Raw genomic sequence first — 14034 nt, forward strand, 5'->3', positions numbered from 1 at the left:
CTGCCCTCGTCGTCATCGATTTCCCGGACCTGCACACGTTCAGCCACGCGATCATTCTGGCCGTCCGGCACCGCCCAGGACAGCAACAGAGTGACACCTCATCGCAGGGCGAACGTTGCTTGATGCGGCACTAGATCAGCTCTCTGCGGCCACGCGCTACCTGAGGTCCCCATACTCAGCCTTCAAAGGACGTACGAACCATGGCACCGGGCCACCACCACGGTGGTCAAGCGCACTCCCGAAGACACCCTGGCCACGACGGTAACGGTTCCTGCCTCGGTCATGGCCCTCCTCATGTCAACTGGACATGCAGCCACCCTCACCACGCAGCGCGCATCCACAAGCGGACCGGGGCACGGTTGCTCTCATGAACCGAACCAATGCCCAAGAAGCTGCCCCCACCTGCGAGCTGCACAACCACCTCTCGCACCTCGAACAGGAGACCTGCAGTCGGTTGATGCCTCGCACCCCTCAACAGCAGATGACGTTCCTGATCACGCGCTACCAGGGCAACACCGCCGCTCTCGCCGCATGCCTCGGTGTCAGCCGCCGCACCGTGACGCGTCATGCCAAGGGCAGCCTCCTGCCGCCTCGCCGGGCCTTGCGGGAGCCGTTGCGCATGATGGTGCTCGATGCGCTGTGTCCTATCCGAGTCTGGGAGGCCACCGTTCGAGAGGCACGGTCGAAGGCTCGGCGTCGTCGGCGGGGTGGTGTCCAAGAGGAGTGGTAGCGCCTGGGCAGTTCAGCCATGCGCGCCCTGCGTGATGGATGCACCTTCCGCAAAGCTAAACAGCCGGGACTGGACACTCGATCCAGCCCACAGCATCGAGTGCACATTCTCATCCGACATTGCGCATCGAGTCGTGGAACCTACAAGTTAACCAGGGATTATCACCGATCTTGGGCCAGCTTGTACAGCTCAGCGAACAGTCCGCTGGCATCCAGAAGTGACTCAAAAGTTCCCGACTCGGCAATGCGGCCGCCATCGAGGACGATGATGCGGTCCGCGATGCGGGCGTTCTCCAGGTTGTGGGTCACGAAGATAGCGGCCTTTCCGACGGAGAGCTGCTTGAAGCGACGGATCACCAGGTGCTCGGCCCGTGGATCCATCGCGGACGTGGGTTCGTCGAGCATGAGCATCGCGGCGTCGCGATAGAAAGCTCGGGCGACTGCGATCCTCTGCCACTGGCCGCCGGACAGGTCGGTGCCACCCCAATTGGAGCTGGCCACCAGGGTGTCGAGCCCGTACGGGGTCTTGTCGATAACGCTGTCCGCGCCCGCCGCACGGGCGGCCTCCAGTAGCGGGGCGTCGTCGCCGGCGCGGGGCTGGCCGAGGTGGATGTTGGCGCGCAGGTCCATGGGCCAGCGGGTGTAGTCCTGCGGCACCAGCCCGACCTGGGACCACACGTTGCTCGGGTCGACCTCGGCGAGATCGATGCCGTCCCAGGTGACTGTGCCTGAGCTGGAGAGATACAGGCCGGTCAAGAGCCGGGAGAGGGTGGTTTTGCCAGAGCCGTTCTCGCCGACCAGCGCGATCAGTTCGCCCTGGCGCAGGGTGAGGCTGACGCCGTCGACTGCCGGGGCATCGGCGCCGGGGTAGGTGTAGGTGACGTCCTTCGCATGGATCTCAGCGGGCGCCCTGGCCGGGATGCAGGCCGACCCGCGGGTGGCGCGCAGGGCCTTCGCCCGGCGTAGAAAGCTCTGCCAGTCCTCCAGGTAGAGGCTGGTGCGGAACATGCGGGCAGCGGCCATCACCAGTGAGGTCAGTGCACCAGTAGAGGTGCGTACGGCGACGACGGCGGTTGCGGCGACGGCGAGGTCCATGCGCCCGGTGGCGGCGAGCCAGCCCAGGGTCGCCCAGGTGGCGGCGAGCATCAGCCCGCTGGCGGCCGCGCCGAGCAGGGTGACCCGCAGGACCCGGGGAGCCGCAGCCCGGTGGGTGGCCTTGATCCGGTCGGTGATCTGGCGGTACCAGCTCTGGAGGAAGCTGGCCATGGTGGCAGCGCGGACCTCGACGGCCGTGCGGCGGTCGGTGGAGTAGTACCGCAGCAGGTAGCGCAGGTGGTTGTCGGAGATGTTCTGGAAGTCGGCGCGGTGCTGGATGCGTGCGGTGGTCACCGCGGCGGCGCCCTTGGGCACCACGGCCAGGATGAGCAGGGGCAGCAGCATAGGGTGCAGCACCGTCAGTACTGAGGCTGCGGCGATCAGCTGGGCGAGCGCGGATACCAGCGCCTGCGCGTCGCCGATCAGGTCCTCGGTCGCCTCCGCTCCTTTGCCGGCGGCTTGGAGGCGGTCGGTGAAGCCGGGCCGGTCATACGCCTCCAGCTCGACCTGCGGAGTGGCGGCGAGGATCTGGAGATCGGCTTCGGTGGCGACTTCCGGGGAGAGGCGAGCGGCGGCGTAGACGGCAAGTGCGTCCGCCCCGGCCCGCATCGCGGTCGCCACGGCGGCGACGATGAGCGCGGGGGCTGCGGCCGTCACCCGCTCGGCCACGTCCCCGCCGCTGAAGAGATGGTTCATCGCATCAGGCAGCGCGGCCAAGGCGACGGCCGCGGAAGCGGCGACGACGAGCTGGCACAGGCCCAGCCACAGCATCGCGGACCGGTCGGCGGCCCAACCGAGGCGTACGGCGGCGGCCAGCGTGCGCGGGAGGCGGGCAGCCATGCGCCACCAGGTGGCGGTGGCGATGTCCTCGGCGTGCGGGTCGGGGCGGTAACCGACCTGCTGTGGCGATGCGGAGGAGGGTTTCGGGGCGGGTGAGGAGTCGGTCACCCGCCCCATCCTTGCGGGGCCACGGGGGCGGACGGGGCCGATTGCGCCGAAGTCGCCTTATCTGGTGCAGAGGTCATCTACAGGGCCCGCAAGCCCAGTTCGATGGCGCTGATCAGGAACAGACCCATGCGGTAGGGCGCCGCGTCGGCGGGGCTGAGGGAGGCTCGCTCGACGGTCTCCGCGAGCACCGTCACATCGAGATAGCCCTGCTCGATGAGGTGGAGTTCCTTGCCCCAGCCGCGCAGGAGCCCGGCGGCATAGGCGTGCACGGCCTGGTCCATCAGATGGCCGAAGTTCTCCCTCAGCGGCGGGTTGACCACCTCGTCGGGCAGGCCGCGGGCGGCGAGGCGCTGGTGCAGCAGGTGCTTGTCTGCCTTCCACTGAACCGGCAGTCGCTGGCCGAAGCGGACCATGTCCGGGTCGGTGAACGGGGCGACGGCCCACAGCCCGCGCCGCGCGAGGAGCGGGGTGGCGACCTCCAGTGCGATCAGCGCGGTCTCCGGCGCCACGGTGGCCGGGGAGATGGCGGTGTTCACCTCGTCCAGCAGGTCCCGCACCCGCTCACCGCACCAGGCCGGCGCGGTCAGCGTCCGTACGAAGCTGCCCTCGCGGCGGCGGACGCGGGCGACTTCGTCGCCGCCGAACCCGGCCACCACCGTGTGAATGCCCCGGGCGCGCAGGGCCTGGGCGAGCGCGTCGGCCGCCTCCAGGTGCGGCTCGTCCAGCGGGCTGATCGCCTCCGCCCGCGCCCGGCGCAGCCCGTCCGGGGACAGCGCTGGGTGGTCGCCGCCCCGTACGGTGCAGTCCGCGGCGAACCCGGTCTGCTCAATGACGCTGCGGCGCCGGGCCTCCTGCTGGTGGCCGGCCTGCCCGCCGATGAGCATCGCGCACGGGGTGATCGCCCCCGGGTAGGCGAGGGCGAGCGAGATGGCGAGGTTGGTGGAGTCCATGCCCCCGGAGAGGTGGGCGGCGGTCTGCCCCGGCACCACTGGCCGCTTGGTGAAGACGTGACCGGCCAGGGCCTCGAACACCTCCACCAGAGCGCGCTCGTCGGTGCCTTCGGCGAGGTCGGAGGTCTGGGCGTGCTCGGCCGCGGCCGGGTAGACCATGCGCAGGCCCTCGGCGTCCGCGTACGCGGTGGAGCGTTCCGACAGCCGCTTGACGGTGGTGAACAGCGTGTCGTGGCCGTAGCGGGGGAAGCCGGTCAGCAGCCGCATCACCTCCTTCTCCTCCAGCCGGTCCGGGCCGATGTAATCGCGCAGGTCCATCAGCTGCCACGAGCCGGCCAGCCGCCCGCCGTCGTAGGCCAGGTACAGCGGGCACACCCCGCCGAGCCCGGTCTGGAACCGCAGCCCGCGCGGGCCCGCCTCGATCCAGATGCTCTGAAGCGGCCAGTCCTGGCACTCCTTCAGCACGCGGTCGTACACCGCGGCGTCGACCCGGACCGGCGACAGCGAGCGCAGCAGCGAGGGGCGGCCGACGGCCTTCTCCCGTACGACGAGCAGCGTGCGAGTGCCGTCGGTGACCGCCCGTGCCTGAAGTGCGGGGTGGTCCAGCGGGCGGATGCGGTCGCCGCCGCGGCCCCAGCCCTCTTCCTCTCCGCGCCATTCCCACGGCCCCGAACTACTGGTGCGCAAGTTCACCGAGCACGTCAACATCCCTCTTCTCCCTTCTTGGTGGGCGACACGCGACGGGACCCGCGCGGCTGTTGGCCAGGCGCGGGCCCCGGTGACGCTGGTAGTGCTGGACGGGCAGTGCCGCTGGATCAGTCCTCGAACCGGCCCTGGTCCGAGATGTCCGCGGCCTTCTCCTCGAAGCGGGCGGTGTCACCCGGCGCGGCGGTGATCTCCGGCCCCGCGAACACCGACTCCCATGGACGCGTCTGGACGTTCATGGCGGTTCCCTTCCTCTTCGACGGATCCCGGTGAACCGAATGTCACCGGGCTTGCTCAATCAGTGAACCGGGCAAGGCAGTTGGCGGGTACCGTGTTGAGCGCGCGGAGCCGTATATCGGGTATACGAGGGCAGGACCCCATGACCCAGCGCACTGCGAACCACCAGCTCAAGGCACTGATCGACGAGTCCGGGCTGCCGTACGAAGGGGTGGCCCGCGCCGTGAAGGCCGTCGCGTTAGAGAGCGGCCAGCGGCTGGGGACCAACAAGTCGGCCGTCCACCACTGGACGCTCGGCGCCGTCCCGACCGGGGCGACCCCCGGATACCTGGCCGAGGCGCTCTCCCGCCGTCTGGGGCGCCGGGTCACCCGCAAAGACCTCGGACTTGGTTCCCCGGATGGTGGCGAAGATGGCAGCATCGGGCTGACGCTGGACTTCGATCCCATCGAGACGCTGACCGCCATCGGGGAGGCCGATGTGAACCGCCGCCGATTCCTGGCCGCCTCCGCCTACTCCATGGCCGCCGCGACCCTGCCGCTCCAGACCGTCCAGGAAGCGGCCGCCCGTACCCGCACTATCAGCGGCGGTGCGGTCGCCGGGCGCGCCGATGTCGCCGCGGTGCGCGACATGGTGAAACTCTTCATGGACATGGACGAGCGCCACGGCGGGCAGCACGGCCGCTCGGCGTTCGTGCAGTACCTCATCACCGACGTGGCCAGGCTGTGCCGGGGCCGATTCGCCAGCGACGAAGTCCGCGCCGAGGCGCTGTCCGTCGCCTCGGCAGCGGCCCACCTATGCGGCTGGAAAGCTTACGATTCGGGCGAACAGGGGCTCGCCCAGCGGTACTACATGCAGTCCCTGGGGCTTGCCCGGGAGTCCGCAATCCCCGGCCAGGATGGGTTCGTGATGCGGACCATGTCGCAGCAGGGGATGAAGCTGCACCGGCCCGAGCACTGCCTGGCACTGGCCGAGACCGGGTGGGAGCGCGCCAGGGGCCGGGTCGGCTCCCAGGTCGAGGCGCTGTTCGCGATCACCCACGCACACGCGCTCGCCAAGACCGGCCAGCGGCAGCGGGCCTGGGCGGATGTCGACCGCGCCCAGGCCGCGCTCACCGCCGGGGCCCGGACCGGGGACGAGGTGCCGTTCTGGGCGCTGGTATGGGGCCCGCCGGCGGCCACCGTGCACTCCCGTACGGCGAAGGTGTTCGAGACCCTCGGCGACCGGCGCAACGCCGCGCGGCAGTACGCGACCGCGGCGGCCAGCCGGCCCGGGACGACATACGCGCGGATCATCGCCCTCGACCTGGTCGCCCAGGCCGAACAGCAGGCCAAGCAGGGCAGCATCGAGCAGGCATGCACCACCTGGGATCAGGCGATCGACACCATGGAGGGCGTACGCTCCGCCCGCACTCTCAAGGCCGTCCGCGCCCTGCGCTCAGACCTCCGCCCCTACCGGGCCCGCGGCGTGCGGTGCGCCGCCGAACTCGACGAACGGGCTCGCGTCTTCCTCGCCCACCAGCGCTAACCGGCAGGCAGAGGCCGCGTCAGTCGACCGCTGCAGCCTTTGACGACCGCCACGAACCCCGCCTCGACGAATGGAGCCGGCCGTGACCGATATCTGGAACGGTGAACCACTGGCAGACGCCAAGAGCGTGAAGAAGGACATTCACTACCGGATCCACGACGCCGACAGCGGAGCGCTGCTGGGATTCGGTACGGGCCGCGGCGGTGCGCTGGGAGCGGTGGTGGCGCACTGCCGGCGTGTGGAAGACGCCCACCCGGGCCGCCACCTGGTCATCCGCGCCTACGACGGTCCGGCGGGGTCGTCCTTCGACCGCCCCGCCGGACCGTAACTCACCACCCGCGGGAAGTACGGGCACCGCGAACCCCAGGCCCCGGCAGGCCGCGGCCGGGCCGTCGCAGCCAGTGACACGAGGGTGGTGCAGCAGTTCAGGTAGTCATGAGGCGGTGGTAGTCCTCGACCTGTTGGGCCAGGTCGTCTTCGGGGATGCTGGTCCAGGCGCTCATCTGGGCGTAGGACAGGCCGCTTCGGCGTCCGACCAGTGCGAGCTCGTACAGGGCCTGGTTGATCCGGGCCCTGGCGGTGCTGAGGGAGGCCACGCCGAGCTCGACACCACTCGCGGCTGGCACAGTGCCCTCGATCTTCAGCTCGGCCAGGTGACGCACCGCGCAGGTGATCAGGTCGGTGACGAACTCCGGCATGTCGGAGGGGACGTTGCCCGCCCAGGTCCGCTCATATGGTTCCGGTGAGCTGCCGGCAGCGTGCGGAGAGCGGCGCTCGGTGATGTACTCCCACACCCATCGGTAGGAGACCGGAAGTCCGTTGGTGCGAAGGCACAGCTCCTCATACAGTTCGAAGGCCGAGCGGCGCTCGGCGGGTGCCTTGGCCTGGTCTTCGTCCAGCAGTGCATCCAGGAACTGGCGGGCCTCGCCCAGTTCCTCCTCGTCGGTCGGGAGGTCAAGGGGCAGGGGCAGCACGGTCGAGATCGCCTGCATGACCGTCTGGCGGTCCACGCCGTGCCGGGTGGCCAGGGACCGGGGCAGCCTGTCGCCCGCTCGGTGATCGCGGCGGATAGCTTCGAACAGTTGGGGGCCTGGCTCGGCCATCGTCTACTCCCTGTGTATGCGGATGTGTTGGTGCAGCCGTGCCTCATGCTGCCCGGCTGGGGGCTGGTGTGCTGCCCGTGGTGCGGCGCGCGGCCGATCGCCTTCTGGAGCTGGGGTGGTCGCGGCAGGGCGGCGCCTCGGGTCGGGCGGATGGTGCTCGTGCAGGCCGCAGGCATGGGCTGCATCGGTCACGGCCGCCTGGTCCCAAGGACTCAGCCGCAGCGGGCGGTCGCTGTGCGCCGACCGTTCCAGTTGCCCGAAGCGGCGAGCTGCCTCGATCAAGTCCCCTGCCCAGGGCGGTGTCCGCACCTCCCGGCCACGGTGTGTCCAGGCCGGGGTCGTCCTCGCAGCGGGTATCTGCTGCATCTGCGCGGCCGGGTGGCCGGTGAAGATGCGCACCGCCAGCGCTGCGGCGTGGACGGGGTGGGCGATGCGCGCATGAAGCCGGTGCGCGAGCAAGGCGGTGTGCTCATCGGGCTCGGGCGGGAAGCGGCCAGCGGCGGGCAGCGGGAGCACTACGCGGCCCAGGTGGCGGGCCGCTGCCTCGATTTCGCTGCGGCCGGGTGTGCGTCGCACCGGCAGCAGGAAGCACGGCTCGCTCTCGCGGGTCGGGAACTGTCCGTCCGCCTCCCACCACGCGAACCGGCCGGCGGGTGGCGGTGGAGCGGGCACGGTGAGGGCGCGGCGGGCAGCGGCCAGGGTGTGCGCCTCTTCGTGCGGAAGCGCGGCAAGTGCGGTGGCGAGGGCGGGTGGGAGGGGGCCGTGGCACAGCAGGGTCAGGCGGATTTTGGTGAGCTCCCGCAGGGCGAAGAGGTACTCGAAGTGCCGTGAGCTGATGCGATGGGTCCGGGTGACGATGACGTGGCCGATGTGCAGCGCGAGGCTCCAGGCGGCGACCGCGCGCCAGGAGGTATCGGTGTTGCCGGTCCAGTAGATGCCGTCCTCACTCCCGGCCACCGGGACGTGTTTGCCCATGCTGCGCAGCAGGTCGTGGGCCAGGGCGGCGGGAGCACTCGCCACGGGAGTGGGGTGGATGGTGATACGGCCCAGCGCGGGGGTGTGGGCGGCCAGCGCGGCGGCCATGAAGGCATAGTCGTCATGAGGGTCGTGCACCACGGTGAGCGGGGGCATACCGGGGCGGGTGTGGCCCGGTGACCATGTGGGCCTCCACGAGCCAGTGGTGTCGTCGGGAACGGTGGCTGTGCGCGGCGTCGGCGTCATCACGGTTCCGGTGGCTGTGGCGTGTTCGCGGTGGGTACGGACGCGGGGCGGCGGGCGGCGGCATCTGCGGGGACTTGGCCTGGGTGGTGCACACGCCGGTGCTGTTCCGGGTGGGCTGCGGTGGGGTGCTGGCCCAAGGCTTGGTGGTCGGCGGGGGCGGGGTGGTCCGTGAGGGGATGGGGAGCTAGGCCGAGGGCAAACAACACGTCGGGGTGGGGCGATGACTGTTTGGCGGAGGGAACGAGGAGGCGGCGGTTGGCCAGACGGGGGATCTGCTCGGCGGACAGGTCAGGGGGCAGGCCGCTGGAGTGGCAGTACAGCAGGCGGGCGGTCGCAGCGGCCTCGCCGGGGGTGAGGGAGGCGGCGGTGTGGCCGGCGCTGTGCAGGTTCTGCCGCTGACTGCCGGTGAGCAGGCCGGGCACGGTGATCAGGTGGATGGTGGTGTCGGTGTGGATGAGCCGGTGGGGGCTGCTGGGCTGCTCAAGGTGAGAGGCCAGGGAGGTGGCGGCCCGCTTCAGACGGTGTGGGGTCCATTCCAGGGCGGAGGCCAGGTCGTCGGGGTGGATGCGGCCGGCTTCCAGCAGGGCCGCGTGGAGCACGGTGGCGTGGGTGGCCGTACTCGGGCCTGGGCGGGTGGCCTGCTCGGGGGCGCGCAGGAGGGATTCTGGGGAGGTGTTCAGGGCACGGGCGAGGGGGAACAGGGCCGCGGCGGGGAGGGTGTGCGGGGTGAGGTGGGTGTCCCAGTCGGCGGTGGGGATGCCGGTCAGCGCGGCCAGTTCCTCGTCGGTGAGTCGGCAGTCCATGGCGCGCTCGCGCAGGAACATCAGGTCGAAGGCAAGCGGTCTCTCGCCGGTCGGCTGGGCCGGCTTGGTCACGGGCGTACTCCGACAAGGCGCGGCAGGGCATGAGGGGCGGCGGGCGGTGCTGGGGTGTGCAGGTGCCAGCAGCGGGCGGCGGTGTGCCAGTCGTTTTCAGGGTGGGGGTGGACTACGGCGGGGATCGGGAGCCCTGCGTCGGCGATGAGGGCCTCGAAGCGTGGCGTGGTGCCGAAGCAGTTCGCGAACAGGCCGTGGCCCGCGGCGGTGCGCGGGGTGCGGCGGCGGAATTCGACGGCGGCGCGCAGCAGGGGGCGGGCGCGGGGTGGGACGGCGTACATGTGCCGGGGCCCAGGCGGTTCGCCGATGTTGATCCGTGAGTCTCGGTCGATGGAGACGGTGGTGCCGCCCTCGTCGACGCTTGCTATCTGGGTCATCGATAGCAGTGACTTTGCGGTGCCGGTGAACAGCAGGGCGGCCACCGCGGCGGCGCGCAGCGGGTTGGGCAGTCGGAAGGCGATCGTGTGCACGATGCGCGGGGTGATGGGCACGGTGGTGATGCCGGGACCTGCGCAGCTGGTGAGGTCGTCCGGCACATTGAGCAGCACCGAGCGGCTGAGAAAGCCGGCCTGGGCACCACGCACGCGGGCCACGGTGTGCTGGGGGCTGGGGCTGGAGACGGTCAATCGGGCCAAGAACAGCCGCAATGCCTCGATCTCCTTGAGTTGGAAGGCGGTGGGCTCGGTCGTTTCCGCGCTGCAGGCTGAAGGTGGCGGGGGCGGCAGGGTGCGGGCCAGCCAGGTGCGGGCGGCAGCGTAGCCAGCGCGGTACTGGCCGTCAGTGTGAGCGAAGTCAACGTCGTTCTGGCGGCGCCAGCAGTCCGCGCGGAAGGCGGCCACCCCACTGCGGGGCACAGTAGGCAGGGGGTGAGCGTGATCGCGTGGAGGCGGCCCGAAGCGGCGGCCGGTGGCAGCCGGCCCGATCGCGTCGAGGACGGCAGTCGTCCCCCGCACGGTCACCACCTCCCCCAGGTCGGCATCCTCAAGGCGCATCCGCAGGCGCTGCTCGTCGGACTGCTCCGGGGCGTGGGCAAGGAGGGCCAGGCAGATGCCGGTGGCCGCGCGCCACGCGGCCAGGCGACGCAGACGCTCAGCGGTGAGGCGGTGCGCACGCAGCACGATGGCCTCGCCGAGGCCGGTGGCTATCGTCCAGCAAGTCACCGCGCGCCAGGCGGGATCGGTGGACATCCGCTCGGCGTCCGGGCGGGAGAACCCGCTGCGTTCCATGGCGCGCAGCAGGTCGAGGGCGAGGTAGGCCGGGCTGGTGGTGTGCGGTGTGGGGTCGGCGGTGATCCGGCCGCGGGCGGGATCGGCACGCAGGTAGGCGGCACGGATCACCGCGTGGTCGTCGTCGCCGTCCAACAGCAGTATCACCGGCGGCGGTGTTTCAGTGGCCGACGCGGTGGAGGAGGGGGAAGGGGGTGTGGGTGTGGTCATGGGCGCCGGCCCGGGGTGTCGATCCGGTTGACCACGGTCTGCAGCAGACGGAGGTCGAGCTCGCCATCTCCGGTGGCGGCCAGGGCCCGCTGGGCGTGATGGGTCAGCAGGACCCAGCGGCGCAGACTGCCGCCGGCGAAGCGGGCGTCGAGCGCCTGCAGGTGGCCGGGCGAGACGGTTTGCCACAGCGGGTGCAGAGCGGGTACCGCTTGGGGGATCTGGTCACGGGTAAGCGGCGAGACTTCCAGCCAGCCGGCCGTGCGGGTGGTGAGCATCCTCTGGGAACGCAGGGCGCGTTCGCCGCGCTGCCCGGCGATCAAGACCATGCACAGCCCGTCGGGGGTGTCGTCGTGCAGGAAGCGCAGGTACTCGAAGCAGGACGCCGATATCCGGTCGGCGTCATTGACAACAACGATCCGCGGCGCGGCGGCCAGGGCGCTGCGGATCAAGGTGTCAGCGGCTCCGGGGTCGGCAGGTGGCGCGCCGGTGAGCTGGAGTGCGCCGTGCAGGCCGGCGCGCAGGTCCGCCGGTGCCGGCTGAGCCCGCAGATCAAGCAACACAGCCGCGCCAATACGACATGCCACGGTGCGGACGGCGAAGGTCTTGCCGACCCCGGCATCGCCCAACACACACAAGAACCGTCGCTGAGCGTAGGCATCGGCGAGCGCACCCTGGACAGCCAGGACACCCGGCGTGAGCAAGGTGCGTACGCCCGGGGTCGCGAGGAAGTGCAGGCCGACCGGAGCAGCGATATCGGCGACCGCGAAGGGCTTGGCTGCGGCGGCCGCACCCGAGTTGGCCGGCGAGGGGGGCAGGGTGGTCAGCACCGCTTCAGCGCCCATTCCACGATGTGGTCGTCGACCTTGTCGGCATTGAAGTGCTCCATGCCCTTCAACACGTGCTTGGTCACCTTCACCCACTCACGGAAGGAGCCGAGCGCGTACTGGGTGTCGACCCGCTTCAGCAGCGCCTCATCAACACCTCTCCACACCGGATGGGAGTCGGGCACGGTCTGGAGGACCTCGTCCTCGGTCATGGCCAGGATTTCCAGTCGGATGTAGATCCGCGAGGCCAGCGCCGGGTCGCTCTGCAGCGTCTCGTAGGCTTCCCGGCCGCCGACGAACACGATGGCGGGCTTCGGGTCGCAGTTGTCCCACAGTTTGCGCAGGAACTCGAAGTTCTCCCGCCGGTACTGCTGGGCCTCATCACACACGATCACATACGGGCGCCGGGGCAGGGTCTCGCGCAGCAGCTTGTCGAACGCGGTGGGCGTACCCGGCATCTTGCAGCTGAGGTTCATCTGGTGGAACAGCTCCTCGCGCAGGTCCTTCGGCCCGGGCCGGGAGCGGGCGAAGTCCAGCGGGAGGATCAGATCGGGGTTCATCTCCTGGATCGTGGCGCGGGTGCTGAAGCTCTTGCCAAGCCCGGCGTCGCCGTAGATCACCGACATCGCCCTTGATTCGACGGTGTCGACGACGGTGTCCTTGATCTGCAGCAGCGTGTCGGTGGCAACCAGCGACGAGTCCTCGAGACCGAGGAAGAACTGCGGGCGCAGATCGGGCCGACGCCGCGGCGCCGTGTCGGGACGGTTCACTGTCGCGTCAGTGCGGCGCTGCGGCAGGTGCCGGCGCTTCGGCGCGGTCGTCATATGTCCTCCGAAGGGGCAGGAGCCTGGCCGGGGCGCACCCAGCCAGGCGGAATCGGGGTCAGCGGCTGGTAGGGCTCTTCGCGTCGGCGCGGCGCGGTGGGCTGGGTGGCGCCTTCCAGTTCGGCTCGTGCCTCACCTTCCGTCATGCGCATGGCACTGACCGGTAGTTCGGGCTCGGTGGAGGGCAGGTAGCGTTTCCGTTTGCGCTCGGCGGAACGGTTCAGAGCCCGGCGCAGGACTGCGCTGTGCTCGTCACGGTCGTGAAGAACCTTGGCGCGCAACTCCTCGTCGGCTTCATCGCTGAGGAAGGCCCGGCCGAGGTAGCGGTTGCCGCGGAAGGTGTACAGGTCGATCTCGTGGGTGTGGTGCGGCATCCACCGCACCCGCACTTCGACGCCGATACGGCCGACACCGTTCTCGGGCATGTAGCAGCGGCCTGCGAACTCCACCCCGTGGCTGGTGATCTTGCGGGGCCGGTGGTCGCTTTCCAGCATGAAGGCGCGCAGTTCCTCCGGGCTGGGCTCGGGCCGGATCTCGGTGGGGTCGGCCAGCCACGCCTCAAGCGGTGTCTTCGAAGTCCGCTTCACCACGTGTTCGGTGTTGTGCTTGTGCACCCACCTGCTCAGCAGGCCGACGAACGCTTCGAAGGTCAGCGGCGGGTCCTGATCGCCCACACGCCGGCGGTGATCGAGCTGGGGTGCCTTGGTGTAGCGGGGCAGGTCGGCGAAGAAGCGGGTCATGCTGGTGCGGTTCAGTCGCTCGATGCCGCCTTTGTGGCGGGCGCTGGGCACCCGGTGGACCGGCACGCCGAGGAGCCCGAAGGCCCGCCGGACGGTCTTGGACAGGAAGTCAGTGCCGCCGTCGACGCGCACCAGGTCCGGCAGTCCGCCAGCCGGCCCATAAGGGTCCTCCCGTAGCACCGAGGAGCGTACGGCTGCCAGGACCGATCCCCGGTGCGCGGAGCCCGCGGTGACCGCCCAGCCCATCACATAGCCGGTGCCCCGGTCCTCGAACCACGTCACCCACGCCCTTGACGGCTTCTTGTCGGGCATCGCCACGACGAGCGGGGCCTGCTTGTGGTCGCCCTCCCACACCTGGTTACGGGCCACCGCGGGGCGTTTGAAAGCGGGGTCGAAACCGCGGGCGACCGGAATGCCCTGGCGCAAGCCCGCCATGAAACCGGGGTCGAGGTCTCGGGCGATGGCGTCGTGCAGCGTGGTCAGCCCCACCGGCTCCTCCCCCGCCGCTTCGGCCAAGCGCACCAGATGCTCGTGGGCGCGTTTCACGTTGCCCTGGTAGTCGGCGAGGACATCGATGATCTCTTTGGTGATCTGTAATCGCCTGCGGGCTGGCTTTTCCGGCGAGCCGGTCTCCTCCGCCTGCGAAAGCCAGCGCCACACCGTACGCACACTCACGCCCACCGAGTCGGCAACCAGCCTCACGTGCCCGGTGGTCAGCTCCCCCGCCTCCCGCAGCCTGAGCAGCTGGCGGACCGCAGCCGGCCGCAGTTCGTCCCGATGTCGACCCAATCCCTGGGAGGCGTCATCCAGCGAGGTCACTGG

Annotated in this window: 13 protein-coding genes; 3 read left to right on the forward strand and 10 right to left on the reverse strand. The window is 70.3% G+C overall.

The features are described from left to right. The first annotated feature begins 367 nt into the window (after positions 1–367). Positions 368–730 (forward strand): hypothetical protein, encoded by a 363-nt coding sequence (locus AB0G35_RS34115; RefSeq protein WP_360957710.1) that lies wholly within the window; start codon positions 368–370, stop codon positions 728–730. 161 nt (positions 731–891) lie between these two features. On the opposite strand, the gene AB0G35_RS34120 is transcribed toward AB0G35_RS34115, so the two are convergent. From AB0G35_RS34120 to AB0G35_RS34130, 3 genes are all read right to left on the reverse strand, one after another. Next, a complete protein-coding gene (locus tag AB0G35_RS34120) occupies positions 892–2772 on the reverse strand; it encodes an ABC transporter ATP-binding protein (RefSeq protein ID WP_360957712.1) in 1881 nt (626 codons plus the stop codon). Positions 2773–2849: 77 nt separating this feature from the next. Continuing rightward, positions 2850–4415 carry a hypothetical protein gene (locus AB0G35_RS34125; protein WP_360957715.1) on the reverse strand — a complete coding sequence of 522 codons (1566 nt, stop codon included), beginning with the start codon at positions 4413–4415 and terminating at the stop codon, positions 2850–2852. A gap of 122 nt (positions 4416–4537) precedes the next feature. Next, positions 4538–4666 (reverse strand): hypothetical protein, encoded by a 129-nt coding sequence (locus tag AB0G35_RS34130; protein WP_360957717.1) that lies wholly within the window; start codon positions 4664–4666, stop codon positions 4538–4540. 140 nt (positions 4667–4806) lie between these two features. Between AB0G35_RS34130 and AB0G35_RS34135 the strand changes: the two genes are divergently transcribed. Then, a complete protein-coding gene (locus AB0G35_RS34135) occupies positions 4807–6189 on the forward strand; it encodes a hypothetical protein (RefSeq protein WP_360957720.1) in 1383 nt (460 codons plus the stop codon). Between the two features lie 82 nt (positions 6190–6271). Beyond that, a complete protein-coding gene (locus AB0G35_RS34140) occupies positions 6272–6517 on the forward strand; it encodes a hypothetical protein (RefSeq protein WP_360957722.1) in 246 nt (81 codons plus the stop codon). Between the two features lie 97 nt (positions 6518–6614). Here the strand turns inward: AB0G35_RS34140 and AB0G35_RS34145 are convergent, their stop codons facing one another. The 7 genes from AB0G35_RS34145 to AB0G35_RS34175 all read right to left on the reverse strand — a co-directional run bounded on the left by AB0G35_RS34145 (position 6615) and on the right by AB0G35_RS34175 (position 14031). After that, on the reverse strand, positions 6615–7292 hold the full coding sequence (locus tag AB0G35_RS34145) for a hypothetical protein (RefSeq protein WP_360957725.1): 678 nt from the start codon (positions 7290–7292) through the stop codon (positions 6615–6617). 3 nt (positions 7293–7295) lie between these two features. Continuing rightward, complete coding sequence (locus tag AB0G35_RS34150) at positions 7296–8423, reverse strand: hypothetical protein (protein WP_360957728.1); 1128 nt, start codon at positions 8421–8423, stop codon at positions 7296–7298. An 89-nt stretch (positions 8424–8512) separates the two neighbouring features. After that, positions 8513–9388, reverse strand: coding sequence for a hypothetical protein (locus AB0G35_RS34155; protein ID WP_360957731.1), 876 nt, complete (start codon positions 9386–9388; stop codon positions 8513–8515). Next, entirely contained in the window at positions 9385–10761 is a 1377-nt protein-coding gene (locus tag AB0G35_RS34160) for a hypothetical protein (RefSeq protein ID WP_360957734.1), read from the reverse strand. The genes AB0G35_RS34155 and AB0G35_RS34160 overlap by 4 nt, the downstream gene beginning before the upstream one ends. Positions 10762–10820: 59 nt before the next feature. Beyond that, the gene (locus AB0G35_RS34165; protein ID WP_360957737.1) at positions 10821–11666 is read right to left on the reverse strand and encodes an ATP-binding protein; all 846 of its coding nucleotides are present in this window, start codon (positions 11664–11666) and stop codon (positions 10821–10823) included. Next, positions 11645–12472, reverse strand: a complete 828-nt coding sequence (locus AB0G35_RS34170) for an ATP-binding protein (protein ID WP_360957740.1) — start codon at positions 12470–12472, stop codon at positions 11645–11647. The genes AB0G35_RS34165 and AB0G35_RS34170 overlap by 22 nt, the downstream gene beginning before the upstream one ends. Then, entirely contained in the window at positions 12469–14031 is a 1563-nt protein-coding gene (locus tag AB0G35_RS34175) for a Mu transposase C-terminal domain-containing protein (protein ID WP_360957743.1), read from the reverse strand. Before AB0G35_RS34175 ends, AB0G35_RS34170 begins: the two co-directional genes overlap by 4 nt. Positions 14032–14034 lie beyond the last annotated feature (3 nt).

It is taken from the genome of Streptomyces sp. NPDC021749 (assembly GCF_040640655.1).
GTDB lineage: Bacteria > Actinomycetota > Actinomycetes > Streptomycetales > Streptomycetaceae > Streptomyces.

Coding starts and splice junctions, on each gene's coding strand:
- AB0G35_RS34115 (WP_360957710.1), top strand. CDS start 368: ATGAACCGAACCAATGCCCAAGAAGCTGCCCCCACCTGCGAGCTGCAC.
- AB0G35_RS34130 (WP_360957717.1), bottom strand. CDS start 4,666: ATGAACGTCCAGACGCGTCCATGGGAGTCGGTGTTCGCGGGGCCGGAG.
- AB0G35_RS34135 (WP_360957720.1), top strand. CDS start 4,807: ATGACCCAGCGCACTGCGAACCACCAGCTCAAGGCACTGATCGACGAG.
- AB0G35_RS34145 (WP_360957725.1), bottom strand. CDS start 7,292: ATGGCCGAGCCAGGCCCCCAACTGTTCGAAGCTATCCGCCGCGATCAC.
- AB0G35_RS34150 (WP_360957728.1), bottom strand. CDS start 8,423: ATGCCCCCGCTCACCGTGGTGCACGACCCTCATGACGACTATGCCTTC.
- AB0G35_RS34165 (WP_360957737.1), bottom strand. CDS start 11,666: ATGGGCGCTGAAGCGGTGCTGACCACCCTGCCCCCCTCGCCGGCCAAC.
- AB0G35_RS34170 (WP_360957740.1), bottom strand. CDS start 12,472: ATGACGACCGCGCCGAAGCGCCGGCACCTGCCGCAGCGCCGCACTGAC.